The organism is Streptomyces coelicoflavus (assembly GCF_003112555.1).
GTDB classification, from domain to species: Bacteria; Actinomycetota; Actinomycetes; order Streptomycetales; family Streptomycetaceae; genus Streptomyces; species Streptomyces coelicoflavus.
In genome coordinates this window covers 1-23,108 of the sequence record NZ_BEWB01000001.1, presented here as the reverse complement: position 1 = coordinate 23,108, position 23,108 = coordinate 1, and the positions used below count along the sequence as shown (strand labels likewise).

The following is a 23,108-nucleotide window of genomic DNA, read 5'->3' as shown; positions in this document are numbered from 1 at the left end:
GTCTTCCACCGCGGAGGGGAGAAGGGCGGCCTTCAGGAGGAGAGGCCGTTCACCCGGAAACCGGGTACTCGGGACCCTGCCCCCCGGGCTGGACCAGACCGTTCTCGTACGCATAGATCACTATCTGCACGCGATCACGCACGCGGAGTTTCTGGTAGAGGTGCTGGACATGGGATTTGACGGTACTTTCCCCCAGGACCAGCATCCGGGCGATGTCCTCGTTCTTGAATCCACGGATCAGCAGCTTGAACACATCGAGTTCCCGATCGGTCAGCTGGTCGAGATCCGGGGCGGCACCGGCCAGCATGGGCCGGCGGGCGAACTCCCCGATCAGCCGGCGCGTCACCGACGGTGACAGCAGGGCCTCGCCGAGGGCGGCCAGCCTGACCGCTTCCGCCAGCATCTCGGGCGGACTGTCCTTGATGATGAACCCGCTCGCACCGCTGCGCAGCGCCTCGTAGACGTGCTCGTCCTCGTCGTACATCGTGAGGATGACGATCCTGACGTCTTCCGCGCCGGAGAGCTCACAGATCTCCCGGGTGGCCTCGAGGCCGTTCATGTACGGCATGTTGATGTCCATCAGCACCACGTCCGGCCGCAGCCGGCCGACCAGCCGGACCGCCTCGCGGCCGTTCACCGCCTCGCCCTCGACCCGGATCCCCGGCTCGGGGCCGAGGGTCGCCCGCAGTCCCCTGCGGACCAGCGGCTGGTCGTCCACGATCAGGACGCGTATATCACCGGGCACGTCGGCTCCTCCCTCGGGGATGCCGCTGCGGTCACGGAAGGCCGGTCCGGCAGTGTGCCCTTGAGGAGGAATCCCCGGCCGCCCGCCACGGGCCCGCAGTCGAAGGATCCGCCCAGATCCGTCAGCCGCTCGCGCAGGCCGGTCAGTCCACTGCCGCGCAGCGGCCGTTCCATGGCCTCGGGCACCGCGTGGAGTTCGCGGGCGTCGCCGGTGAGCACGGTGACCACCACGCGGGCGCCGTACTCCACGACCACGTGGACCGGGCTGTCACCGGCGTGCTTCATCGCGTTGGTGAGCCCTTCCTGGACCAGTCGCAGGGCGGCGTGGCGCACCGCCGGGTCCAGGTCCCGCTCCAGTCCCGCGATCTGCAGGTCGACGGTGAGCGCGCGCCGCGGCAGCCGGTTGATCAGGTCTGCCACCTGGCCCGACAACGGGCGCCTGGACATCCTCGAGGGCGCCGGCACGGCCCGCAGTACGCCGACCATCCGGCGCATCTCGGTCAGGGTGTGGTGCACGGTCTCGTCGATGGCCCGGGCCGTGGGACTGTGCTGCGGCGACTGCACGGACAGGCTGCGGGAGTGCATGGCGATGACGAGCAGTCCGTGCCCGACGCCGTCGTGGAGTTCGCGGGCGATGCGGCGCCGCTCCCTGGTCAGGGTGTCGCCCGAAGTGCCGGGCGTCCGCCGTCCGCCGGAAGTCCTGCGGCGGCGTCTGGACGTCAGCATGATCACCCCGCCCACTAGCAGCCCGACCAATAACTCCGTGTAGTCGACTTCCTGGTAAGCGACGGTGATCACTCTGGTCTCACCCGCAGTGTCTTTTGTGGTGATGCGGCCATTGCTCCCCCTCGCATACCTGCACACGCCGAGCGCGGACGGAGAATTCACCTAAGCGGGCCGAGGACTTTTTGAACCACATTCAGACCCGATGGTGCGGACTTGGTCCGTCGAGCAACTCAGCGTTCCCCCGAACGAGTTTCCCTCCAGTGAGGACTCGGCTTTATCCTACGGGACCATCCACAGCAAGGCAAAGCTTTGTTCTGCCAAGTACTGAACGAAACCTTCCGCATTCTTCCGAGGAGAAGGCGACACCGGGTCTGACCGCGCCTGACGTTCCTTACTTCGAAGTAGTAATGCCCCAAAAGGAAGACCGCGGCCCCCGCCGGGGCGGGGGACTGCCCGGGAAGGCCGCGGCGCTGGGGAAGGGCTCAGCCCTTCGGTACGGAGTCCACCTCGCTGCCCCGACCCGGCGGGCCGTCCGGCGCCGGCACCGCCGGGTACGGGACGCCCGTGCCGTCCGGGGTGCCCGGGAGCGGCTGACCGGCGCCGGCGGTGAAGCTCCTGTCCGGCCACCAGGTCCGGTGGTCGAGCAGGGTCATGGCGGCGGCGACGAGCACCGGCTGCACCACGAAGGTGGCCAGCAGCACACCGAAGGCCACGCTGAACCCGATCTGGACCATCGGCACCGACGGCATCGCGGCCAGCACCCCGAAGGTGGCGGCGAGCACGACGCCCGCGGACGCGATCACGCCGCCGGTCGCCGACAGCGCGCTGAGCAGGCCCAGCCTGGTGCCGACCCGCTTGGCCTCCTCCCTGACCCGGTGTGCCAGGAAGATGCTGTAGTCGACCCCCAGGGCCACCAGGAACACGAAGGTGGTCAACGGGAGGTTGGGGTCGACCTCGTCCACGCCGAAGGCCTTGAACACCACGTTCGTGGTCCCCAGCGCGGCGAGGTACGTGAGCAGCACCGTGCCCATCAGGAGCAGCGGCGCCACCACGCTGCGCAGCAGTACGCCCAGGATGAGACCGACCACGATCAGCACCAGCGGGATGACGACGACGCGGTCGTCCGCGGTGGTGTTGGCCTCGTCCATCTTCTCGGCGCTGGCGCCCCCGACCAGGGCGTCGGCTCCCTCGACGCGGTGCAGCCGGTCCCGGAGCCGTTCGATGGTGGCGCGTTCTCCCGCGGTCTGGGCGCGGTCCCGGGGGAACGCCTCGACCGACGCCCACTCGGTTCCGGCGCGGGCGGCCTCGGCGCGGGCGATCCCCGGCGTCTCGCGCGCGGCCTCCAGCACCTCGTCCACCCGGTCGGCCCGGGTCATCACCGTCAGGGGCTGCCCGGCCTGTTCCGGGTAATGCTCCCCGAGGAGCTGGAAGCCGGCGACGGAGTCGGGCTTGCTGGTGAACGAGTCCTCCTCGGCGAGGTTCGGCGAGATGCCGATCAGCCCGAGGGACAGCACTCCGAGGAGCAGCAGGACCCCGCCACCGGCCGCGACCGTGCGGCGGGACACGAACTGCCCGACCCGGGACCAGATGCCCCGCGTCTCCGACCCGAGGGCACCGACCTCGGGGACGAAGGGCCAGAACACCTTGCGGCCCAGGGCGGTCAGAATCGCCGGGAAGAGCGTGAGCATGGCCAGCAGGGAGGCCAGGATGCCCACCGCGCCGACGGGTCCCAGCCCCCGGTTGCTGTTCAGGTCCGCCGCCAACAGGCACAGCAGGCCGCCGACGACCGTTCCCGCGGAGGCGAGGATGGCCGGCCCCGATCCCCGCAGGGCCGCGGCCATGGCGTCGTGCGGATCGGCGTACCGGCGCAGTTCCTCGCGGTAGCGGGAGACCAGGAGGAGCGCGTAGTCGGTCCCCGCCCCGAAGATCAGCACGGTCATGATCGAGCCGCTCTGGGTGCTGACGGTGAGTCCGAAGTCGTTGGCCAGCAGATAGACGGTGGCCATCGCCAGCACGGCGCCCGAGCTGACGGCGATCAGCGGCACCAGCCACAGGGTCGGGCTGCGGTAGGTGAGGATCAGCAGCAGCGCGACGACCCCGACGGTGGCCAGGAGCAGCTTGGAGTCGATGCCGTCGAAGACCTCGTCGAGGTCGGCGTTGAGCGCCGCCGGCCCGGTCACCTTCACGGTGAGCCCCGCCGGAGCGTCCGCGACCAGGTCGCGGATGTCGACGACGGCCTCGGCCTCCTCGGTCTTGGTGAGGTCCACGTCGACGGGGAACAGCAAGGCCTTGCCGTCCGCGGACTCCATCAGCGGGGGCCCGTCCGAGCCCTCCGGCCGCTCTTCCCCTTCCTCGTCCCCTCCCTGGCCGCCCGCGTCCTCCGGGTAGGCCCGCGTCACGGCCTCGTGGTGCTTCCCGGCGGCGGCCCGGTCGGCGTCCGTGATGCCGGAGCCGCGCTCGTACACCACCAGCACCGTGGTCGTGGCGGTGCCGGGAAGTTCGTCCTCCAGCTCGATGACCCTGGTCGACTCCGCGCTGGCCGGCAGGAAGTCCACGGGACTGTCCCGCTGCACGTCCCCCATCTTCCCGGCCAGCGAGACCGCGAAGAACGCCAGGATCAACCAGGCGCCGATCACGGCCCACTTGCTCCTGCGGCCGGCCGGGATCGCGACCAGCTTCCCCATGTCCATACAGAACACCTCTCCCAAGCGCGGTCACGCGCCCGTCATCCCTGGAGTCGCCCCGCGGTTGTGTAGCGTGGCAACACAACGAAGGTAGCATCGCTACAGTAGCGACGCTACCTATCAGGGAAACCGACGGAGAAAGACCGGCGCCGGCAGTCGGCGAAGACGACTGCGGGCGCCAGTCCGTGCCGCGGTGCGGCGGGAGCCTCAGAGCAGTTCGACGGACACGTCCGCGGCACCCCGGAAACGGCCCCGGGTGTCCAGGAGCGGAGGGTGCCCCGCCGGCAGGAAGTCCGGGGCGTACTCGGCGTGGTCGGTCAGCAGGACGACCAGGTCGGCCGCGTCCAGGGCCCGTTGCAGGTCCTCCTCGCGCCGCAGTCTCCTCCCGTCGACCTCCCACTCGGCCACGTACGGGTCGTGGAAGGACAGCCTCGCCCCCAGCCCGGACAGCCTCGTGGCCACCGGAAGGGCCGGTGACTCGCGCTGGTCCCCGACGTCCGCCTTGTAGGTGACGCCGAGCAGCAGCACCCCGGAGTCCTTCAGCGCCATCCCCCGCCGGTTCAGCATCTGCTGGGCACGGCGCACGACGTACTCGGGCATCCGCGCGTTGATCTCCTGCGCCAGCTCGACGAACCTGAACGGGTACCCCAGGGTGCGCACCTTGTAGGACAGGTAGTTGGGGTCGATGGGGATGCAGTGGCCGCCGACGCCGGGGCCCGGCCGGAAGGGCTGGAACCCGAAGGGCTTGGTCCCCGCGCAGTCGATCACGTCCCAGATGTCGATCTCCAACTCGTGGCAGAACATGGCCATCTCGTTCATCAGGGCGATGTTGATGTGCCGGTAGGTGTTCTCCAGCAGCTTGGCCATCTCCGCCTCGCGCAGTCCCCGGGCCGGCACGACCCGCTCCACGAACCGTCCGTAGAAGTCGACTCCCGCGCGGGTGCAGGCCGCGGTGAGGCCGCCGACGATCTTCGGCGTGTTGCGCAGCCCGAACTCCCGGTTGCCCGGATCGATGCGTTCCGGGGAGAAGACCAGCGGGAAGTCGGCGCCGGCCACCAGTCCGCCCTGTTCCAGCACCGGCCGGATCACGTCCTCGGTGGTCCCCGGATAGGTCGTGGACTCCAGTACCACCAGGGTGCCCGGCTCCAGGTGGGCCGCGACCGCCTCCGCGGCCTCGCGCACCGCGCCGAGGTCGGGCCCCTGGGCGTCCGAGAGCGGCGTGGGCACGCAGATGACCACGGTCCCCGCACCGCGCAGCACCGCCGCGTCCAGGGTCGGCCTGAACCCCTCGGCGAGCAGGGTCTTCACCTCGTCGTCCGACACGTCGTCGACGTGCGACGTGCCGCTCTCCAGCCCTTCGACCACGTCGCGGCTGCGGTCGAGTCCGGCGACGCGCAGGCCCGCCGCGACCGCTTCCCGCACCAGGGGCAGCCCGACGTAGCCGAGCCCGATGACCACCAGATCCATGCTCGACTCCTCAGCCACCGGACACGTCCGTGCCGTCCCGGGCAACGGTGTGCCGCGCGGGCGCCGTGCCGACCAGGGGGCGTATCTCCTGCCGGGCCGACTCGCGCAGTCCGCGCAACGGCGCGGTGACGCGGTCCTGCTGCGCGCTGCCCTCGAAGGCGCGGAACGCCGGCTCACTGGTCCAGTCCGAGGTGATGACGTAGACCAGCGGCTCCGTGGAGACCCGGCACAGTGCCTGCCCGAGGCACTCCGGGAGATCGGCGGTCCACCGGGCCACCGCCGCCCAGGCCCGCTCGAACTCCGCCCCGCATCCCGGGCGTACGGTCATCGTCAGTTCGGCCCGTACCGCCCGGCCCGGGCCCGCTGCCGGGCCGGTCCCCGTGGGGGCGTCGGCGCCCGGGTGGAGGCCGAACAGCCGGCGCGCGTTCCCGGAGCACACCAGGGCACGCTCGCGCTCCGTCAGCACCGGGCCCGACACCAGGTCCACCAACGGGCGCAGCCCGTCCATGACCGGCGGCGCGTCGGATCCGAACAGGACGTTCCCGGCACCGAACACGGACAGGTTCGCCGCGAGCTGGTGCGCACTGGGACAGGACGTCTCCACGTGGACGCGGCGCAGCAGCACGCTGGGCGGCGTGCGGTCCTCGGCGCCGGGTCCGTCGGCCCGGCCGCGGCCCGCGACGGCGAGGTCCAGCTTCCGGCCGAGCAGCGCCAGCGATCCGCCGCCGGCCGCGGCGATCAGCCGCAGGCCGGGATGCCGCTCCAGCCAGCCGCCGGTGACCACGGTCCCCACGCCGACCGTGACGTCGCACGGCCGTACCAGGTGCTCGACCAGCCCGCGGTCGCGCACGCCGCCCATGCCGACGGGGTCGGCCGGCGGGTGCACCAGCACCGGCGCACCGGTCTCCTCGGCGAGCGCGAAGAACTCCTCGGCCCGGGGCGAGCCCAGGTACTCGCCGTCCACACTGCTGTTGACCATCAGCCCGACGAACCGGGCGTCCTTCAGCAGCTCCGCGGCCTGCTCCAGCATGGCCGGTCCGCCGAAGGGATCGAGGTAGGCGTAGGCCCGCAGGGAATCGGGGAACCGGCCGGCCAAGTCGCCCATGAGCTCGTTGTGCGCCCGCACCCGCCCGGCGTCCCGGGCGCCGGCCGAGCGGCCGGTCCCGGGTTCCATGGAACCGCCACCGGCCGGGCTCCCGATGACGGTGAGGCCGATGCCCAGCTCCCGTTTGGCCGCGATAGCCGCCTCCGGGTCGCGCAGGCTCGGCGGTCCGCCGCCGGCCTCGCCGTACGGCGCCAGATGTCCGTGTACGTCGATGATCATCCGTCACAGCCGTTCCGCGGACGGGCCGCCGGCCGGGGGCCCACCCGCGAGCCCCGTGGTGAACCCGAACCTGCCCAGTACCGGCACCGCAGCGCCGTACAGCCCGTCGGACGCCTCGCTCGTGAGGAAGTCCACGACCCGGGCGACCAGTTCCGGGGTGACGGCCTGACCGAAGTCGGCGCCCGGCCGCTCCCGGCGGGCGTCGGGGGTGTCGGCCATGGTCATCATCACCGCGTTGGCGTGCACGCCCCGGTGCTTGACCTCGTGCGAGAAGGACCGCATCCAGGCCGCCAGGGCCGCCTTGCTCGCCGCGTAGAAACCGAGGCCAGGCAGCGGTTCGTGGACGAGCGGTGTCGTGAAGAAGACCATGCGCGCCGCCCCCTCGGCCTGCGCCAGCACGGCGAGCGAGGTGTGCACGGCGGACAGGAAGTTCGCCCGCCACAGCCGGTCGGGCTCGGCGAGGTCCGCCAGGTACGACGGCCCGGCGTGGAAGGCGCCGACCATGTGGACGAGACCGTTCAGCGAGCCCATGCGCTCCCGCGCCTCGGCCGCCGCGAGCCGTGCCCCCAGCGGATCGGACACGTCCGCCGTGAAGGTCTCGACGACGCCCGGCGAGCCGAACTCCTTGTCCAGCGCGGCCATGCGCGCCTCGTCCCGCCCGACCAGGAGCAGCCGGTCGCCCCGCGCGGCCAGCCGGGCCACCGTGGCCGGTCCGAGCTGGCCCGTGGCCCCGGTGACCAGCAGGACGGGTGGCTCGCCCCCGAGGGTGCTCACGACGAGGCCCCGTCGGCCGCCGCGGCCCGGTCCGGCGCCCTGCGCGTGGTGACGTGCTCCATGAGCGCGCGCCGGAAGAACGCCCGGGCTCCGTCGGGGGTGTCGGCGGCGCGCCTGTCCTCCTCGACCAGGTACTCGTCCAGGCGCCGCTCCACCTCCTGGATGCTGGCGTCCTGCGAGAGGTGCTCGATCAGTCCGTCCAGGGTTCCGTCGATCTCGATCATCCGGACGATCTGGCCGTCCTTCATGAACACCGACCCGCCCAGCAGCCGTGTCCCGTCCGCCGCGTGCAGCTTGGGCGGCCGGTAGGACATGAGCAGTTCCTTCACGGCCTCCTCGGTGCCGGGACGTACCCGGAAGGTGATGGCATAGCGCTGCATGGTGCCTCCGTCTCGGCCGGCCCGGGGGTCCGCGCTCCGGTGGCGGAAACGGGCCGGATGGTGGTCGGCCCGAGCCTTCCGGCAAGGCGCACGCCCCGTCTTCCCTCCGCGTGACGATGTCGCGCCTCCCCTGCCCGGTGGATGCGTTGACCCGGCGGAGGTAGACACCGCTGATAGCCATGGGTCCAGGACGGCAGAACCGCCACTCAGCCGAGGGAGCGCCCATGACCGACTCAGCGACGTCCCGCGGCGCGGGACGCACATCCCCGCCCGCGACCGCGAACGACCAGTTCGAGGCCGCCTACCGCGGCACCGCACGGGCCGGCAGCAGGCTGGCCGAACTGCCCTGGGAGACGGGCGAGCCGCAGCCCGTGGTGGTCCGGCTGGCGGCGCAGGGCGCCTTCCACGGCGACATCCTCGACGTGGGCTGCGGAACCGGCGACCACACCCTGCACCTCGCGTCCCTCGGGCACTGCGTGACCGGCGTGGACTTCGCGCTGAGCGCCATCAACACCGCACTGGCCAAGCAGCGCCAACGCGGCCTGAAGGCCACCTTCGCCGTCGCGGACGCCTGCGAACTCGCCGGTTACGAGGCCGCGTTCGACTGCGTCCTGGACTGCGGTCTGCTGCACAGCCTTCCGGTGGAACGGCGCTCGAGCTACCTGTGGGCGCTGCGCCGGGCCACCCGCCCGGACGCCGTGGCGCACATCCTGTGCCTCACCGACCGGTTGGCGGCGCACGGCACGTTCCAGCCGCTGTCGGAGGAGGAGTTGCGGGGGCTCTTCGGCAAGGACTGGAAGGTGGAGTCCCTCACCCCGGAGACCCTCGTCGGGCGCAGCGCGGGAGAGCCCACGTCCCTGCCCTGCTGGCACCTGACGGTTCGCCGCCTTCGCTGACCCGGCGCACATCCCCCTGTGGGGAGATCGGAGGAACACCGTGAACATACCCGTACCGGGGAAGAGAGTCCTGGTCACCGGGGGCTCCCGGGGCATCGGGCGCGCCGTCGCGCTCGGCCTCGCGGCAGGGGGCGCCGACGTCGCCGTCTGCCACCGGCAGGCCGGCCCCGCCGCCGACTCGCTCGCCCGGGAGCTGAAGGACACCGGCGGAGACCACCTGGTGGTCCGGGCGGACGTCGGGCGGCCCGGCGACGTCGAGGACCTGCTCGGCGCGTGCCGGGACCGCTGGGGCGCTCTGGACGCCGTCGTCTGCAACGCCGGGACCATCTCGCACCTCCCCTTCGCCCAGCTCCCGCGCGCCGAGTGGGACCGCACCCTCGCCACCAACCTCACCGGGACCTTCTCCGTGGTCCAGGGCGCGCTGCCGCTGCTGTCCCCCGGCGCCTCGCTGGTGCTGATCGGCTCCAAGGCGGCGGCGGTCGGCGTGCCCCTGCGTGCGCACTACACCGCCACGAAGTCGGCCCTCACCGGATTCGCGCGGAGCCTGTGCAAGGAACTGGGGCCCCAGGGGGTCCGGGTCAACGTGCTGGCCCCCGGGATCATCGACACCCAGGAACTGACCGCGGAACAGACGCGGCGCTACGAGTCCCTCATCAGCCTGCGCCGGCTGGGCGGTCCCGAGGAGATCGCCCACGTCGTGGCCTTCCTGGTGTCCGACCTGTCCTCCTACCTCACCGGAGAGACCATCAATGTCGACGGAGGCACCTGAAGTGAGCACCACACCCGACGTGAGCACACCGGGTCCCGGGTTCCGGGTCCTGCTGACCATGACCGTACGGGCGGGCCGCGAGGCGGAGTTCGAGACGGCGTGGCGGAAGGTCGCCGAGTCGGTGACCGCGCGCCCCGGCAACGCCGGTCACTGGCTGATGCGGGACGCCGCCGAACCGTCCGTGTACTACCTGGGCAGCGACTGGCGCGACGAGGCGGCGTTCCGGGCCTTCGAACACGACCGTTCCGAGACGGGGCCCGGCGCCCACCGGGACCTGTTCCAGCCGCTGCGCACCAGCGGCGCCATCGCCACCATGCACGTGATCGGGCACACGTCCCGGCGCACCGGGGAGGCCTGATGACCGCCGTACGGGTACTGCTGTGGCACCGGGCGCCCGCCGAGGGGCTCGCTCCGCTGCTGACCGCCTATCACGAGGTCAGTGCGAGGCTGGCCGGGCTGCCCGGCCTGGTGCGCAACGAACTGCTCGTGTCGCCGCACGACCCGGACAGTGTGGTGATCGCCAGCGAATGGGCGGACCTGACCGCCTACCGGGCCTGGGAGGACGACCCCGCGCACCGGGACATATCCGCACCGCTGAGGCCGTTCCGCGACCCGGAGCGCTCACCGGCCTGGCAGGTCCTCGAAGTCGTCGCCGAGCACTGAGTCCCCGCGGGAGGTCTCACGATGTGCAGACACTTGGCCGGCCTGCTGCGCCGGACACTGCGGGAGGTGTGGTGGGGGTTCCAGGCCGCCGGGACGATGTGGGTGGCGCCGGAGTGCGCGCCCCAGCCCTACCGGCCGCCGGACGACCTGCGCGCCCCGTACGGTCCGACGGCATGGGGCGTGCCGGCCCCGTACGTTCCCGGTGCCCTCCCCGGCGACCGCCATCCCGAGCGGGTCGCCGCGCACGTGCCGCCGACCGACCGGGAACGGGAGCTGTGGCGTCAGCTGGAGTAGATCCGCCCGTCAGGCCCGGTGCCCGGCACCGGGCCTGTCCCGCCTGCCCTGCCCGCCCCGCCCAACGGCGGGGCGCTTGCCGCCGTCCGGCCAGAGCTGGGGCCTGCGCTTGGCGGCCACGTCCTCCATCCAGCCGAACCAGACGATGCAGCTCCCGATGAGCAGCCAGGCGATGGCCAGCACCGGCCAGGGGCTCTCCAGCAGCCACGGGACGTTCTCGTACAGGACGTCGAAGCCCCACAACTGGTCCCACAGGGTGGCCGCGATCAGGATGCAGACGTTGTGCCACAGGTAGATCGTCACCGCGCGGGAGTTGAGCAGGGTGATCAGCCGGTCCCAGCGGCGCAGCCGGCGCGGCCACTCGGTCCACGACGGGCTGACGTGCAGGAGCAGCAGCACCGTCGCGAAGGACCAGACGGCCTGGGCGAAGGGGATGGAGTCCAGGTCGTACCCGGTCTTGAAGCCCTCCCTGAAGGCGTACCAGAGGCCCAGTGCGGCGATCACCGGCGCCACCGAGGGCACGATGTAGCGCGGCAGCCGTTTCAGTACGCCTTCCTGGTGGGCCATGCCGAGGATCCAGCAGGCGCCGAAAGTGCTGAAGTCGGTCAGCGCGGACGGGAAGCGCTCGCCTGGCAGGTTGAGGTAGCCGAACTGGAAGGCGGCCGACAGGACGAGCGGCGCCAGGATCGTCAGCCAGGGCAGGGCCCGCAGCGCGCGCAGCAGGACCGGGGAGAGCAGGACGTACCAGAGGTAGGCGCGGATGTACCAGAGCGGCCCGCCGAGTTCCGCGGCCCAGTCCGCGCCCAGGATGCCGTGGATGCCCGGCACGCTCTCGGCGAACGGCGGGTCGCTCAGCGGCAGGATCCAGTAGACGAGGTGGAACCACCACCAGCCCGGGTGCCCGTCCTCGTTCGGTCCCCAGCCCTGGAGCACCATGCCGGTCACGCCCACGACGCCCAGCAGCCACAGCGGCGGCAGCAGGCGGCGCATGCGGCTGCGGACGACCTGGACGGCCGGGCGCTTGAGGCTGCGGGCCATCAGGTTGCCCGCGAGGGCGAACATGACGCCCATGGACGGGAACACCACCGGCAGCCAGGCCCAGCCCATCAGGTGGTAGAGGACCACGCGGAAGAGGGCCACCGCCCGCAGCAGGTCGAAGTACCGGTCGCGGACGGGACCGCGCCGGGCCTCCTTCTGCCGGGGCACGGCCGGTTCGGCCGATTCGGACGGTCCGGCCGGTCCCGCCGGTCCCGCCGGGACGGGTGCGGCGGACGGGTACGGGGACGGGGACGGTGGTGCGGTCACGTGCGGGGCTCTCCGGGTGGCGGCCGGCATGGAGGCGGCCGGGACGGGCGCGGTGGACGCGGCGGGCGCCGTGGGCACGGCGGGGACCGGCCGCGCCGGGTCGAACGGCGGGGTGGTCATCCGACCGGCCGCCTCCCGTCCACCGCACCGGGGCGCCGCTGGGGCGGCACGCCGTCGGCGCCGGGCGGCGGCGCGGACACACCGCCGCTGCGCCGCAGCTTCTGCCAGCGCAGCCGGCCGCCGGTGAGCGCCGTGATCCAGGACTGGAGCAGCACCACGTACATGATCTGGCGGTACAGGATCTGCTGGAGGGGCAGCGAGATGAGCGGGGTCAGCTTCTCCCGGTCGAGCCGGAAGGCGTACGCCGCGCACACCGCCTGGATGGCGAGGACGCCCAGCCACGCCACGATGGTCTTGTCGGTCGGGCCGAAGACGAGGCCGTAGAGCAGGAAGACGTCGATCAGCGGGGCCAGCAGCGGCGCCACGACCATGAACAGGGAGACGAAGGGCAGGCCGACGCGGCCGAAGCGGCCCGAGGGGCCCTTCTCGATCACCGCGCGGCGGTGCTTCCAGATGGCCTGCATGGTGCCGTACGACCAGCGGTAGCGCTGGGACCACAGCTGGCTGACGGACTCCGGCGCCTCGGTCCAGGCGCGGGCGTTCTCGGCGTAGACGACCCGCCAGCCGGCCCGGTGCAGCGCCATGGTGACGTCGGTGTCCTCGGCGAGCGTGTCGTCGCTCATGCCGCCGATGGGCTCCAGGGCGGAGCGGCGGAAGGCGCCGACCGCGCCGGGGATGGTCGGCATGCAGCCGAGGACGTCGTACATCCGGCGGTCCAGGTTGAAGCCCATCACGTACTCGATGTGCTGCCAGGCGCCGATGAGGCTGTCCTTGTTGCCGACCTTCGCGTTGCCCGCCACGGCGCCCACCTTCGGGTCGCCGAAGGGCTGGACGAGTTCGCGGACGGTGGCGGGCTCGAAGACGGTGTCGCCGTCCATCATCACGACGATGTCGTACCGGGCGTTGGCCAGGCCCCGGTTGAGCGCGGCCGGCTTGCCCGCGTTGAGCTGGCGGATCACCCGGACGCCCGGCAGACCGAGGCCCTCCACGATGCGCGCGGTGCCGTCGCTGGAGCCGTCGTCGATGACGATGACCTCGACCGGGTGGTCGCTGGCCACCAGGGAACGCACCGTGTTCTCGATGCACTTGGCCTCGTTGTACGCCGGGACCAGCACCGTCACCGGTTCGGTGACCGCCGGGCCCCAGCGGAAGCGTCTGCGGCGCACCCGGCGGGCGTGGACGCCGGACAGGAGCAGCATCAGGCCGAAGCGTCCGATGACCAGCGTGCCGATGATCGCCAGGCCCACCACCAGGCCGTCGGTGAGATGCTCCGACGCCTGGACCAGGAAGACCCAGGCCCTGCCCTTCCACAGTTCGGCTCCGCTCACCGGGGTCATGGCGCTGGGCGCGTCCAGGGCCTCGGTGAGGTTGTCGAACTCGTAGCCCTTCTTCTTCAGGTCGGGCAGGAACCGGTCCAGGGCCTGCACGGTCTGGTGGCGGTCGCCGCCGGAGTCGTGCATGAGGACGATGGCGCCCTTGCCGCCCTTCGGGGTGGCCCGGCGGATGATCTCTTCGACGCCGGGCTTCTTCCAGTCCTCGCTGTCGGTGTTGTTGACGACGACGAGGTAGCCGCGGCTGCCGATGTACTCGGTGACCGGCCAGGACTTGTTGTCCATGGCGTCGGCGAAGGAGGAGTACGGCGGGCGGAACAGCGAGGTGCGCACGCCGGCCGCGCCGGTGATGGCCAGCTGGTTCTGCGACAGCTCCCAGTCGATGCGCTTCTTGGACTGGAAGGAGAGGTCGGGGTGGTTGAAGGTGTGCAGGCCCACCTCGTGGCCCTCGTCGACCATGCGCTCGACGAGGTCGGGGTAGCGGGAGGCCATGGTGCCGGTGACGAAGAAGACCGCGTGCGCGTCGTGCTTCTTCAGCACGTCGAGGACGCGCGGCGTCCAGGTCGGGTCCGGGCCGTCGTCGAAGGTGAGGACGAGCCGGTGGTCGGGCACGCTGAGGCTCTCGGTGCGGCCGCCGCGCGCGTCGATGACCGGGCCGCCCTCGAGGATCTTCTCGGGTACGTCGGTGGTGGCGGCGGGCGGCTGGACGCGGTGGTCGGCCAGGATCTCGCTGTGCACGTAGCCGCGCAGCATGAGCATCGCCACCAGGGCGACCAGGAGGAGCAGCGGAAGCAGCAGGCGCAACGGCAGGCGAGGGCGGGAGCCCCCACGGGCGCTGCGCGCGGCCCCGTGACGGCCGGTGCGGGATGCCATCAGAGGGTGTTCTCCGGGGACAGGGAATCGGAAGAGGGGGGCGTGGAGGTGCCGGCCGGGCCGGCGGCGACGACGGGTGCGCCGGCCGGGACCGCGACGGGGTCCGGGGCGTCGCCCGCGCCGTTGGCGCCGGCGCCGCCCTCGCCCGGGTCGGTGCCCGTGGTGGAGCCGGTGGACCCGGTCGGGCCGGCGGTGGGGTCGCCGCCGCCCGCCGGGGTCGACGGTCCGGTGGTGGCGGACTGCGAGGTCTGTGCCGACTGGGCCGGGTCGGGGCCGGTCTCGCCGGAACCGCCGGGGTTCAGGCCGGTCCCGGACGCCGAGGTCTGGGGCCCGTCGCTCGTGCCGGGCTGCCCCGCGGCGCCGCCGGTCACGCCGGACGTGCCGGGCGCGGGTGCCTCGGCCCCCGGTGCGGTCGCCGCGCCGGCGTCGGCGGAGGGGCTGGCCTGCGGGACGGCGGCACCGGTGCCGGAGGGCCGCGCCGGCTGCGAGGGCAGCGGGGTGGTGTCGACCTGCCCGGCCGGGGCGCCCTCCTGCTGGCCCGGTACGGGCATCCAGGGAGCGTCGGAGTTGCCGGAGAGCAGCGTGGAGACGATGACGACGGCGTAGACGGCGCAGGCGATGCCGACGAGGATGCCGACGCGGCGGTACAGGCGGCTGCGGCGGCCCGACGCGTCGACGAAGACGGGCCCTTCGGAGGATTCCGGGCCGCTCTTGCGGTGTCCGCCGTCGGCCCGCAGGACCATGCCGTCGCCGAGGTGGACGGCGTCGAGCTGGACCGTGACCTCGTGCGGGTCGTGGGTGTGACCGGCGGTGTCGGTGCCGGTGCCCGCGTCGCCGTCCGTGTCCGGCAGTTCCTGCCAGGGGTCGCGGAGCACGGCGGTGGGGGGACCGGGCGGAGGTGTGGACGCGGGTGCGGGGAAGGCGCGGGTGGGACCGGCCGGCGGGAGGACGTCCGTCCGGTCGGGGTCCGGACCGCCGTTGCCGGTGCCGCGGGCGCTGCCGGTGCCGGTGCCGGTGCCGGTGCCGGGCGCCGGGGCGGCGTAGGGGGCCTTGCCGAACAGGTCGGGCCTCGGAGCGGCGCCGTTCGGGGCGGGGTGGTTGGCGGCGGGGTGGTTCGGGGTGGCGTGCTGAGGGGCGGCGTGGTGCGGGGCGTTGCCCGGCGCGGCACTGTCGGGGTTTGCCCCGGCCGGGCCGGTTGTGCCCCAGGTTATCCGGCCCGGGACCGACGGGTCCTGACCCGGAACGCGGCGGCCCTGGCCACCTATTCGGGCGCCGAGGATCTCCGTACGGTCCGCGGCGGGTCCGCCGTGGCCGCGCGGGCTCCGGCCGGAGCCACCGAACCATCCCGAGTCCGGAGCGGATCCGGTGGACCCGTCCGTCCCGCCGGGCTCCCTCGCGTTCACCGGAGACCCTCCGGCCGACGAGAGGACCCGGGTCGAGGGCAGCACCTCGGTGGCGTCAGCATGTCGTCCTGCCTCCGGGAGATCACGAGCCCCGGACTCGACCTCGGGCCACTCCGGTTGGGCGTCTTTTTGCCAATTCTTCACGCGTGCGCACTTCCCCCCACGGAACACTTCCGGGTGCGCATACGACTCCGAGCACTCGTCGGCCGAACCGGCCCCCACCAGGTTCGAGCGCCCCCTGTATCACACCGTGCTCAGGCAAAGAATGTAGCGCACGCGGAGGATGTGTGGTTGCCGCGTGTCACTTGTGGACGGACATCACAGCGGCGTCGGCGGCCGGAATCCATCCCCCGTCGGGGACCCCGAGCCAACCCTTTTCGGTCGCGACCTGGGACGCTGCCCGGCGCAGGGCGTCGAGCGCCGGATGCGCGAGCCCCTTTCGCCAGACGAGCGACACCGGCGACAGCGGCACGGGGTCCACGAGCGGGCGCACCACAGTCGAATGCATGGCCGGAAAGCTCTGCACGGCGAGGATCGGATTGCGTGTCTTGTCCATGATGCGCTGGAACTCCTCCTCGCCGACCGCCAGCGGTGCGGGGGACGCCACGTGGATGCCGCGTCCCTCGAACAGGCGGTGTGCGAGGTCCGTCCACTCCGGTGTGCGCGGGTTGCCGGCCCCGGCGTACACGCTCTCCCCGGCGAGCGCGGAGAGCGGCACCCGGTCCAGCCGGGCCAGCGGATGGCCCTCGGGCAGCACGACCGCCATCGGCTCGTAGCGCACCGGCTGGTGGCCGAGCCCCGCCCGCAGCGCCGCGGGCAGCCCCGCGAACCGGCCGAAGGAGGCGTCGAGACGGCCCGCGACCAGTTCACCGGCGGCGTGGGTCAGCCCGCTCTCGTACCGCGCCATCAGTTCCTGCTCGGGCGCGAGCGAGCGGGCCCGTTCCAGAACGAGACGGCCGGTGGCCAGCCCCGGGGAGTTGAGGTCCACCAGCAGCGGGCGGGCCTGCCCGAAGGCGGCGAGCAGGTCGTCCTGCGCCTGGAGGACCCGGCGGGCGTACGGCAGCAGCCGCTCGCCGTCCGCCGTCGGCGTCACCTGCCGGGTGGTCCGGACGAACAGTTCGGCGCCCAACTCCCGCTCCAGGCGCCGCACGTCCCTGCTGAGCGCCTGCTGGGCGATGTAGAGCCGGGCGGCGGCTCGGGTGAAGTGCAGCTCCTCGGCGACGGCGACGAAGGCGCGCAGGAGACGGGGGTCGAGGTGGGCGGGTGCGGACATCCGGCGAATTTACAACGGGGTTGCGTGAATGGCCACGGAGAAGGTGTTGGACCCGCTGATCGTCTCCGGGCGACGGTGGACGCATGCCGACACCGACGCCAGCGCGCCCGTCCCGCCCCGCTCCGTCCGCCCCTTCCGCCCCCTTCCTGGCCGTCACCGCCGACACCGTGGTCGCGGCCGACTTCCGCCCCCGCGTCCGGCACCGACCACCGGGTCCGTACCGGCGCCTCCTCTCCATACCCGGCGCCCGAGCCTTCACGATCGGGAACCTCGTCGCCCGGCTGCCCATGGGCATGTTCAGCGTGAGCGCCGTCGTGATGATCGCCGGCACGCGTGGCTCGTACGCCCTCGCCGGCGCCGTCACCGCGACGGGGCTGGCGGCCACGGCCCTGGTCGCCCCGTGGACCGCGCGGCTCGTGGACCGGTACGGCCAGGCCAGGGTGGCCCTGCCCGCCACCCTGTTCGCCGCGCTGGGCTCCGTCGCCCTGCTGCTGTGCGTGCGGTACGGGGCGCCCGCCTGGACGCTGTTCGCCGCGTACGCCGCGACCGCGACGACGCCCAACACCGGCGGCATGGCCCGCGCCCGCTGGGCCCACCTGCTCGAGGGAGACGCGGACGCGCTGCACACCGCCAACTCCTTCGAACAGGCCGCGGACGAACTGTGCTTCATGCTCGGTCCGGTCCTCGCCGCGTTCCTGTGCACCGCACTGTTCCCGGAGGCGGGCACGCTCGTGGGCGTGGTGCTGCTGGTGACCGGCATGCTGCTGTTCACCGCCCGGCGTTCGACCGAGCCGCCGGCCCGCCCGCGCCCGACGGCGAAGGCACCGTTCCGGGTCCCGGGCATCCCGTCGCTGCTGGTGGTGTGCCTGGCGATGGGCGGGGTGTTCGGCGCCATGGAGGTCGTCACCATCGCCTTCGCGGACGCACAGGGGCATCGCGCGGCGGCCGGTGTGGTCCTCGCCCTCCAGGCGGCCGGTTCCTGCGCCGCGGGCCTGCTGTACGGCGCGGTCAAGCCGGCCGGACCGGCCGAGCACCGCCTGCCCTGGTGCGTGGCGGCGATGACGGCCCTGCTGACGCTGCCGCTGCTCGCGGCCTCCCTCAGCGGCTCCCTGCCCCTGCTGGCGCTGACGCTGCTGGTCGGCGGGATGGCGACGGCCCCGACGATGGTGACCACGATGACGCTGGTCCAGCACCGCACCCCGGAGGGCCGCCTGAACGAGGGCATGACCCTCGCGGTGACTGGCCTGCTCGGCGGCATCGCCTGCGGCAGCGCGGCGGGCGGCTGGACGGTGGAGCACGTCTCCCCCACCGCCGCCTACGTCGTACCGGTCACGGCGGCGGCCGTCGCCCTCCTCCTGACCCTGCTGCCGACCCGGCGCACGGCGTGAACGCGGAAAACCCCCTGGGCCGCCGGCACGTGGCCGGTGCCCCAGGGGGTTCCTCGCGTAAGGGGGGTGCGGGTGGCGGAGCCCCCGCGTCGCGCGGCGGAGCCGCGCAGAAAACGACGAGGGCGACGTGTGCTCGCGCTTACCGCGAGCACACGTCGCCCTCGACCTCGTGGAGATGGCGGGAATCGAACCCGCGTCCAACGGTGCGGAACCAGGGCTTCTCCGTGTGCAGTCCGCTTCGATTTTCTCAGCCCCGGAGATCACGCGGACAAGTCTCCGACGGGCTCAGTCACTGTTTGATTTCCCTCTTCACCCCGTGACCGGGATCAAGGTTTAGTCCCCTAGCTGATGCCAGGATCCGGGTCGGGAACAGCCCCGGGCTGACACTCCCTTAGTAGGAGGCTCGCTTCGCTACCTGAGATCAGGCAGCGAGGGCGAAGGCCTGCTGGGAGGAATCGCGCTTGGTGTTGGCGATTATTTTTTTCGGCCTGTGGTTTACGAGATCATGGCCGCTTTCTCGACACGCTTCCCCTGCTTCGACAGCCGCTGTCGAAACCGATCATCCCCATGTTGATTTTTCAATCTCGTGCACCCGCGTGGGGTGCGAGCACCATCGTACGTGACCAACGCATGCCGGTGCCAGCCTATTCCCCGGGCCTCAGGCCCGCTGCTTGCGCCGGATCGCCGAGATCGTCCGCTCCGCCTCGCGCCGGTCCTGCTTCTCCCGCAGGGTCTGCCGCTTGTCGTACTCCTTCTTGCCGCGCGCCAGCGCGATCTCGACCTTGGCCCGGCCGTCCTTGAAGTACAGCGCCAGCGGCACGATCGTGTGACCGGTCTCCTGGGACTTCGACTCCAGCTTGTCGATCTCCACGCGGTGCAGCAGCAGCTTCCGCTTGCGGCGCGCGCTGTGGTTGGTCCAGGTGCCCTGGCTGTACTCCGGCACGTGCACGTTGTGCAGCCACGCTTCGTGACCGTCCAACTGCACGAAGCCGTCGACCAGCGAGGCCCGCCCCTGGCGCAGCGACTTCACCTCGGTACCGGACAGCACGAGGCCGGCCTCGTAGGTGTCGAGGATCTGGTAGTCGTGCCGCGCCTTCTTGTTCTGCGCGATCAGCTTGCGCCCTTTTTCCTTAGCCATAGTGCGGTCCATTTTGGCACTACGGAGGGGTCCTGCGGAAAGCCGATTACGCGGGGTCGTTCGCCTCGCGCCCCAGTCCGCTCAGTACCGTCCGGGCCCGCTCCAGGGCGGCCGGGTCGGCCGGGTCGACCTCCAGGTCGGGCGTGATGCCCGTGCCGTCGACGCCGCGGCCCGAGGGAGTGCGGTAGTGGCCGACGGTCAGCTCGGCCACCGAGCCGCCGGGCAGCCGGCTCGGCATCTGCACCGAGCCCTTGCCGAAGGTGCGGGAGCCCAGGACGACCGCTCGGCCGCGGTCCTGGAGGGCCCCGGTGAGGAGCTCGGCCGCGCTCATCGTGCCGCCGTCGACGAGCGCGACCAGGGGCCTGGTGGTGTCGCCGCCGGGTTCGGCGTGCAGGGCCCGCTGCTCGCCGTCGACGTCGTACGTGGCGACCAGGCCGCCGTCGAGGAAGGCCGAGGCGGCGGTGACGGCCTCGGCGACCAGCCCGCCGGAGTTGCCGCGCAGGTCGAGGACGAGGCCGGCGCCGGACGGCACCCGTGCCGCGGCCTCGCGCACCTGCTCGCCGACGCCCTTGGTGAAGGAGGTGACCTTGAGGACGGTGAGGCCGTCGGCGAGCGTGCGGACGGTGACGGGGTCCGTGGACAGCCGGGCGCGTCGTACGGTCTCGGTCCACGCGCGCGTGCCGCGCTCCAGGCCGAGCCGGACGGCGGTGCCGGCGGGCTCCGCCTCGGCGTCGCCGCGCAGTATGGAGACGACCTCGGTGACCGGCCGCCCGTCGACCCGCTCGCCGTCGACGCTGCGCAGCCGGTCGCCCTCGCGGATCCCGGCGTCGGCGGCGGGCGAGCCGGAGCGCACCCCGGTCACCTCGATGCGGCCGTCCCGCTCGCGGCGCGCGGAGAGCCCGACGCCGGTGTACCGGCCGTCGAGGGCGTCCTCCAACTCCTCGTACTCGCCCTGGGAGTAGATGGCGCCCCAGCGGTCCCCGCTGCGGCTGACCGCGCGTTCGGCGGCCTCCACGGGGGACTTGCCGTCGGCCATGGCCTCGGCCGCCGCGCGGGCGACGTCGTCGTGCCGGGCCTGCTGACCGGCCGGGGCGGCCGAACGGGCCGTGCCGGGCTCGGGCTTGCGGTCCGCGCCGGGCAGCGATCCGGTGGCGGCGCCCGCGACGAGCACGCTCGCGAACACCAAGGTCAGGGCGGCCCCGTGGCGTGCGCGGCGGGGCTGACAGAACAGGTCACGACCTGACATGCCGGTGAGTCTAGGACAACGCGAAGGGGCCGCACGCTCGCTTGACCGTGCGACCCCCTTGGTATGTGTCACACCTTCAGGTACTTGCGCAACGCGAAGAACGCGGCCAACGCGGGCATCAGCAGACTGGTGGCCAGGATCAGCGGCAGCTTGGTCAGGACGGCGTCCCAGCCGATGAAGTTGATCAGATTCAGCTTCTCGGACAGGGCCAGTCCGTGATCGATGATGAAGTACCTGGCGATCACCAGGAATCCGCAGGCGACACCACCGCCGATGAGTCCGGCGACCGCCGCCTCCATGATGAACGGCGCCTGGATGTAGAAGCCCGACGCGCCCACGAGGCGCATGATGCCGGTCTCGCGGCGCCGGCTGAACGCCGAGACGCGCACGGTGTTGACGATCAGCATCAGGGCGACGACGAGCATGAGGGCCATCACCGCGCGGGCGGCCCAGTTCATGCCGTTGAGGAGACCGAAGAGGTTGTCCAGGATGCCCTTCTGGTCCTGCACGGACTGCACACCTTCGCGGCCGTCGAAGGCCGTGGCGATGACCTGGTACTTCTCCGGGTCCTTCAGCTTGATCCGGTACGACTCCTGCATCTGGTCGGGCGTGAGGGAACTGGCCAGCGGCGAGTCGCCGAACTGCTCCTTGTAGTGCTTGTACGCCTCGTCCTGCGACTCGTACGTCACCTTCTCGACGACGGTCATCTCGTCGAGGTCGGACATGATCTGCTTCTTCTGGTCCTCGGTCACCGCGCCCTTGGCGCAGTTGGGGTCGGACTCGGCGTCGCTCTTGTTGCAGAGGAAGACCGAGACGTTGACCTTGTCGTACCAGTAGCCCTTCATGGTGGTGACCTGGTCGCTCATCAGCAGCGAACCGCCGAACAGGGCCAGGGACAGGGCGACCGAGACGATCACCGCGAAGGTCATCGTCAGATTGCGGCGAAGACCGACACCGATCTCCGAGACTACGAACTGGGCGCGCATGGCGTCTCGTTAAGCCTTTCGTTCCTCGTCGTCAGTGGCTCGTCAGTGCTGGTAGCCGTAGACACCGCGTGCCTGGTCCCGGACGAGGCGGCCCTTCTCCAGCTCGATGACGCGCTTGCGCATCTGGTCCACGATGTTCTGGTCGTGCGTGGCCATCACCACGGTGGTGCCCGTCCGGTTGATCCGGTCGAGCAGCTTCATGATCCCGACCGAGGTCTGCGGGTCGAGGTTGCCCGTGGGCTCGTCGGCGATCAGCAGCTTGGGCCGGTTGACGAAGGCGCGCGCGATGGCGACGCGCTGCTGCTCACCGCCGGACAGCTCGCCGGGCCTGCGGTCCTCCTTGCCGCCGAGTCCGACGAGGTCGAGGACCTGCGGCACGGACTTGCGGATCTCGCCGCGGGACTTGCCGATGACCTCCTGGGCGAAGGCCACGTTCTCGCCGACCGTCTTGTTCGGCAGCAGGCGGAAGTCCTGGAAGACCGTCCCCAGCTGGCGCCGCATCTGCGGCACCTTCCAGTTGGACAGGCGGGCGAGGTCCTTGCCCAGCACGTGCACCTGGCCGTGGCTGCACCGCTCCTCGCGGAGGATCAGCCGCAGGAAGGTGGACTTTCCCGAGCCGGAGGATCCCACGAGGAAGACGAACTCGCCCTTCTCGACCTCCAGGGAGACATCCCTGAGGGCTGGGTGGCTCTGTTTGGGGTAGACCTTGGAGACGTTGTCGAATCGGATCACGGATGCACCACGGGTCGCCGGGGGTAGATGTGCGTGACCATACGCGAACCGGGGAGCCGACCGCAGTCACCGGTCGGGGTTGCGTATGGGTTGCGCGTTTTGTCCCCACGGGAGGGCGCGCAGGGCCCCACGGAACCTGGCACAGTGGAAGGGGAACGTTCGTACCGTCGCGGGCGTTGTTCCCGACAGAGCCGTGGCAAGGAGGGTGAGCGCATGACGTACGACCGGTTGGTGTGCGCGAACTGCGCTGCGCCCGTGAGTGAGGGCAGGTGCCCGGTGTGCCGGGCCAACCGCGAGCGGATGCAGCAGGGGAACAACTTCTTCGCGGGACTGAACCCCACGGCGCTGATCGCCCTGCTGGCGGTACTGGTCGCGGCGGTGGCCCTGCGAGCGTGTCTCTTTGGTGGGCTGGTCAGTTGATCGGATGTGTCCACCCGGTTAGTGATCACTGATGCGATGTGGGGCCGGATCGAGCCGCTGATGCCGGCCGATCCGGTCCGCGGTCGTCGATGGGCCGACCACCGCCGCACCCTTGAGGCCATTGCGTGGAAGTACCGCACCTGTTCGCCCTGGCGGGACCTGCCGGAGGAGT

At 71.8% G+C, this 23,108-nt stretch carries 23 protein-coding genes and 1 other RNA gene; 8 read left to right on the top strand and 16 right to left on the bottom strand.

What is annotated here, in order from left to right:
* Window positions 1–49: 49 nt before the first annotated feature.
* The 7 genes from Sco07f_RS00120 to Sco07f_RS00090 all read right to left on the bottom strand — a co-directional run bounded on the left by Sco07f_RS00120 (window position 50) and on the right by Sco07f_RS00090 (window position 8,099).
* Window positions 50–745 (bottom strand): response regulator, encoded by a 696-nt coding sequence (locus Sco07f_RS00120; protein ID WP_007388620.1) that lies wholly within the window; start codon window positions 743–745, stop codon window positions 50–52.
* Entirely contained in the window at window positions 721–1,542 is an 822-nt protein-coding gene (locus tag Sco07f_RS00115) for a sensor histidine kinase (RefSeq protein ID WP_159106909.1), read from the bottom strand. Before Sco07f_RS00115 ends, Sco07f_RS00120 begins: the two co-directional genes overlap by 25 nt.
* Before the next feature lie 410 nt (window positions 1,543–1,952).
* Window positions 1,953–4,160, bottom strand: coding sequence for an MMPL family transporter (locus Sco07f_RS00110; protein WP_108986591.1), 2,208 nt, complete (start codon window positions 4,158–4,160; stop codon window positions 1,953–1,955).
* Between the two features lie 201 nt (window positions 4,161–4,361).
* Window positions 4,362–5,621, bottom strand: a complete 1,260-nt coding sequence (locus Sco07f_RS00105) for a nucleotide sugar dehydrogenase (protein ID WP_054100764.1) — start codon at window positions 5,619–5,621, stop codon at window positions 4,362–4,364.
* Between the two features lie 10 nt (window positions 5,622–5,631).
* Window positions 5,632–6,945, bottom strand: coding sequence for an amidohydrolase family protein (locus Sco07f_RS00100; RefSeq protein ID WP_087790733.1), 1,314 nt, complete (start codon window positions 6,943–6,945; stop codon window positions 5,632–5,634).
* A gap of 3 nt (window positions 6,946–6,948) precedes the next feature.
* Complete coding sequence (locus Sco07f_RS00095; protein WP_007450129.1) at window positions 6,949–7,719, bottom strand: SDR family oxidoreductase; 771 nt, start codon at window positions 7,717–7,719, stop codon at window positions 6,949–6,951.
* Complete coding sequence (locus Sco07f_RS00090) at window positions 7,716–8,099, bottom strand: SchA/CurD-like domain-containing protein (protein ID WP_007450130.1); 384 nt, start codon at window positions 8,097–8,099, stop codon at window positions 7,716–7,718. Before Sco07f_RS00090 ends, Sco07f_RS00095 begins: the two co-directional genes overlap by 4 nt.
* 224 nt (window positions 8,100–8,323) lie before the next feature.
* Between Sco07f_RS00090 and Sco07f_RS00085 the strand changes: the two genes are divergently transcribed.
* From Sco07f_RS00085 to Sco07f_RS00065, 5 genes are read left to right on the top strand one after another with little or no spacing between them, the layout of a single operon-like run.
* Window positions 8,324–8,995 (top strand): class I SAM-dependent methyltransferase, encoded by a 672-nt coding sequence (locus tag Sco07f_RS00085; protein ID WP_159106908.1) that lies wholly within the window; start codon window positions 8,324–8,326, stop codon window positions 8,993–8,995.
* Between the two features lie 40 nt (window positions 8,996–9,035).
* Window positions 9,036–9,764 (top strand): SDR family NAD(P)-dependent oxidoreductase, encoded by a 729-nt coding sequence (locus Sco07f_RS00080; protein WP_108986589.1) that lies wholly within the window; start codon window positions 9,036–9,038, stop codon window positions 9,762–9,764.
* 1 nt (window position 9,765) lies between these two features.
* Window positions 9,766–10,122: an antibiotic biosynthesis monooxygenase family protein gene (locus Sco07f_RS00075; protein WP_244941962.1), complete on the top strand. Its 357-nt coding sequence runs from the start codon at window positions 9,766–9,768 to the stop codon at window positions 10,120–10,122.
* Window positions 10,122–10,427 (top strand): antibiotic biosynthesis monooxygenase family protein, encoded by a 306-nt coding sequence (locus tag Sco07f_RS00070; RefSeq protein ID WP_007450141.1) that lies wholly within the window; start codon window positions 10,122–10,124, stop codon window positions 10,425–10,427. Before Sco07f_RS00075 ends, Sco07f_RS00070 begins: the two co-directional genes overlap by 1 nt.
* 21 nt (window positions 10,428–10,448) lie before the next feature.
* Window positions 10,449–10,721 carry a DUF6059 family protein gene (locus Sco07f_RS00065; protein WP_159106907.1) on the top strand — a complete coding sequence of 91 codons (273 nt, stop codon included), beginning with the start codon at window positions 10,449–10,451 and terminating at the stop codon, window positions 10,719–10,721.
* Between the two features lie 9 nt (window positions 10,722–10,730).
* Here Sco07f_RS00065 and Sco07f_RS00060 read toward each other — a convergent pair whose 3' ends face one another.
* The 4 genes from Sco07f_RS00060 to stgR all read right to left on the bottom strand — a co-directional run bounded on the left by Sco07f_RS00060 (window position 10,731) and on the right by stgR (window position 17,026).
* The gene (locus Sco07f_RS00060) at window positions 10,731–12,146 is read right to left on the bottom strand and encodes an acyltransferase family protein (RefSeq protein WP_108986586.1); all 1,416 of its coding nucleotides are present in this window, start codon (window positions 12,144–12,146) and stop codon (window positions 10,731–10,733) included.
* Complete coding sequence (locus tag Sco07f_RS00055) at window positions 12,143–14,350, bottom strand: bifunctional polysaccharide deacetylase/glycosyltransferase family 2 protein (protein WP_108986585.1); 2,208 nt, start codon at window positions 14,348–14,350, stop codon at window positions 12,143–12,145. Before Sco07f_RS00055 ends, Sco07f_RS00060 begins: the two co-directional genes overlap by 4 nt.
* Window positions 14,350–15,753: a hypothetical protein gene (locus Sco07f_RS00050; protein ID WP_167467971.1), complete on the bottom strand. Its 1,404-nt coding sequence runs from the start codon at window positions 15,751–15,753 to the stop codon at window positions 14,350–14,352. The genes Sco07f_RS00055 and Sco07f_RS00050 overlap by 1 nt, the downstream gene beginning before the upstream one ends.
* A gap of 301 nt (window positions 15,754–16,054) precedes the next feature.
* Window positions 16,055–17,026, bottom strand: coding sequence for a LysR family transcriptional regulator StgR (stgR, locus tag Sco07f_RS00045; protein WP_108986583.1), 972 nt, complete (start codon window positions 17,024–17,026; stop codon window positions 16,055–16,057).
* 83 nt (window positions 17,027–17,109) lie between these two features.
* Between stgR and Sco07f_RS00040 the strand changes: the two genes are divergently transcribed.
* Window positions 17,110–18,414: an MFS transporter gene (locus tag Sco07f_RS00040; RefSeq protein WP_108986582.1), complete on the top strand. Its 1,305-nt coding sequence runs from the start codon at window positions 17,110–17,112 to the stop codon at window positions 18,412–18,414.
* A 167-nt stretch (window positions 18,415–18,581) separates the two neighbouring features.
* Here the strand turns inward: Sco07f_RS00040 and ssrA are convergent.
* The 5 genes from ssrA to ftsE all read right to left on the bottom strand — a co-directional run bounded on the left by ssrA (window position 18,582) and on the right by ftsE (window position 22,516).
* Window positions 18,582–18,981, bottom strand: a transfer-messenger RNA (tmRNA) gene (ssrA, locus tag Sco07f_RS00035).
* Between the two features lie 91 nt (window positions 18,982–19,072).
* A complete protein-coding gene (smpB, locus tag Sco07f_RS00030) occupies window positions 19,073–19,552 on the bottom strand; it encodes an SsrA-binding protein SmpB (protein WP_007450171.1) in 480 nt (159 codons plus the stop codon).
* Between the two features lie 46 nt (window positions 19,553–19,598).
* Window positions 19,599–20,798, bottom strand: coding sequence for a S41 family peptidase (locus tag Sco07f_RS00025; RefSeq protein ID WP_174855289.1), 1,200 nt, complete (start codon window positions 20,796–20,798; stop codon window positions 19,599–19,601).
* A 68-nt stretch (window positions 20,799–20,866) separates the two neighbouring features.
* Complete coding sequence (gene ftsX / locus Sco07f_RS00020; protein ID WP_007450177.1) at window positions 20,867–21,784, bottom strand: permease-like cell division protein FtsX; 918 nt, start codon at window positions 21,782–21,784, stop codon at window positions 20,867–20,869.
* A gap of 42 nt (window positions 21,785–21,826) precedes the next feature.
* A complete protein-coding gene (gene ftsE, locus Sco07f_RS00015) occupies window positions 21,827–22,516 on the bottom strand; it encodes a cell division ATP-binding protein FtsE (protein ID WP_003975843.1) in 690 nt (229 codons plus the stop codon).
* Window positions 22,517–22,729: 213 nt separating this feature from the next.
* Between ftsE and Sco07f_RS00010 the strand changes: the two genes are divergently transcribed.
* Window positions 22,730–22,936 carry a hypothetical protein gene (locus Sco07f_RS00010; protein WP_108986580.1) on the top strand — a complete coding sequence of 69 codons (207 nt, stop codon included), beginning with the start codon at window positions 22,730–22,732 and terminating at the stop codon, window positions 22,934–22,936.
* Window positions 22,937–22,942: 6 nt separating this feature from the next.
* Window positions 22,943–23,108 (top strand): transposase (locus Sco07f_RS00005; RefSeq protein ID WP_159106906.1); only part of this gene is annotated, 166 nt, incomplete at its 3' end.

What these genes read in the sequence shown, in the direction of transcription:
- Sco07f_RS00110 (WP_108986591.1), bottom strand. Translation starts at nt 4,160, where the DNA reads ATGGACATGGGGAAGCTGGTCGCGATCCCGGCCGGCCGCAGGAGCAAG.
- Sco07f_RS00105 (WP_054100764.1), bottom strand. Translation starts at nt 5,621, where the DNA reads ATGGATCTGGTGGTCATCGGGCTCGGCTACGTCGGGCTGCCCCTGGTG.
- Sco07f_RS00100 (WP_087790733.1), bottom strand. Translation starts at nt 6,945, where the DNA reads ATGATCATCGACGTACACGGACATCTGGCGCCGTACGGCGAGGCCGGC.
- Sco07f_RS00090 (WP_007450130.1), bottom strand. Translation starts at nt 8,099, where the DNA reads ATGCAGCGCTATGCCATCACCTTCCGGGTACGTCCCGGCACCGAGGAG.
- Sco07f_RS00085 (WP_159106908.1), top strand. Translation starts at nt 8,324, where the DNA reads ATGACCGACTCAGCGACGTCCCGCGGCGCGGGACGCACATCCCCGCCC.
- Sco07f_RS00070 (WP_007450141.1), top strand. Translation starts at nt 10,122, where the DNA reads ATGACCGCCGTACGGGTACTGCTGTGGCACCGGGCGCCCGCCGAGGGG.
- Sco07f_RS00065 (WP_159106907.1), top strand. Translation starts at nt 10,449, where the DNA reads ATGTGCAGACACTTGGCCGGCCTGCTGCGCCGGACACTGCGGGAGGTG.
- Sco07f_RS00060 (WP_108986586.1), bottom strand. Translation starts at nt 12,146, where the DNA reads ATGACCACCCCGCCGTTCGACCCGGCGCGGCCGGTCCCCGCCGTGCCC.
- Sco07f_RS00055 (WP_108986585.1), bottom strand. Translation starts at nt 14,350, where the DNA reads ATGGCATCCCGCACCGGCCGTCACGGGGCCGCGCGCAGCGCCCGTGGG.
- stgR (WP_108986583.1), bottom strand. Translation starts at nt 17,026, where the DNA reads ATGTCCGCACCCGCCCACCTCGACCCCCGTCTCCTGCGCGCCTTCGTC.
- Sco07f_RS00040 (WP_108986582.1), top strand. Translation starts at nt 17,110, where the DNA reads ATGCCGACACCGACGCCAGCGCGCCCGTCCCGCCCCGCTCCGTCCGCC.
- smpB (WP_007450171.1), bottom strand. Translation starts at nt 19,552, where the DNA reads ATGGCTAAGGAAAAAGGGCGCAAGCTGATCGCGCAGAACAAGAAGGCG.
- Sco07f_RS00025 (WP_174855289.1), bottom strand. Translation starts at nt 20,798, where the DNA reads ATGTCAGGTCGTGACCTGTTCTGTCAGCCCCGCCGCGCACGCCACGGG.
- ftsX (WP_007450177.1), bottom strand. Translation starts at nt 21,784, where the DNA reads ATGCGCGCCCAGTTCGTAGTCTCGGAGATCGGTGTCGGTCTTCGCCGC.
- Sco07f_RS00010 (WP_108986580.1), top strand. Translation starts at nt 22,730, where the DNA reads ATGACGTACGACCGGTTGGTGTGCGCGAACTGCGCTGCGCCCGTGAGT.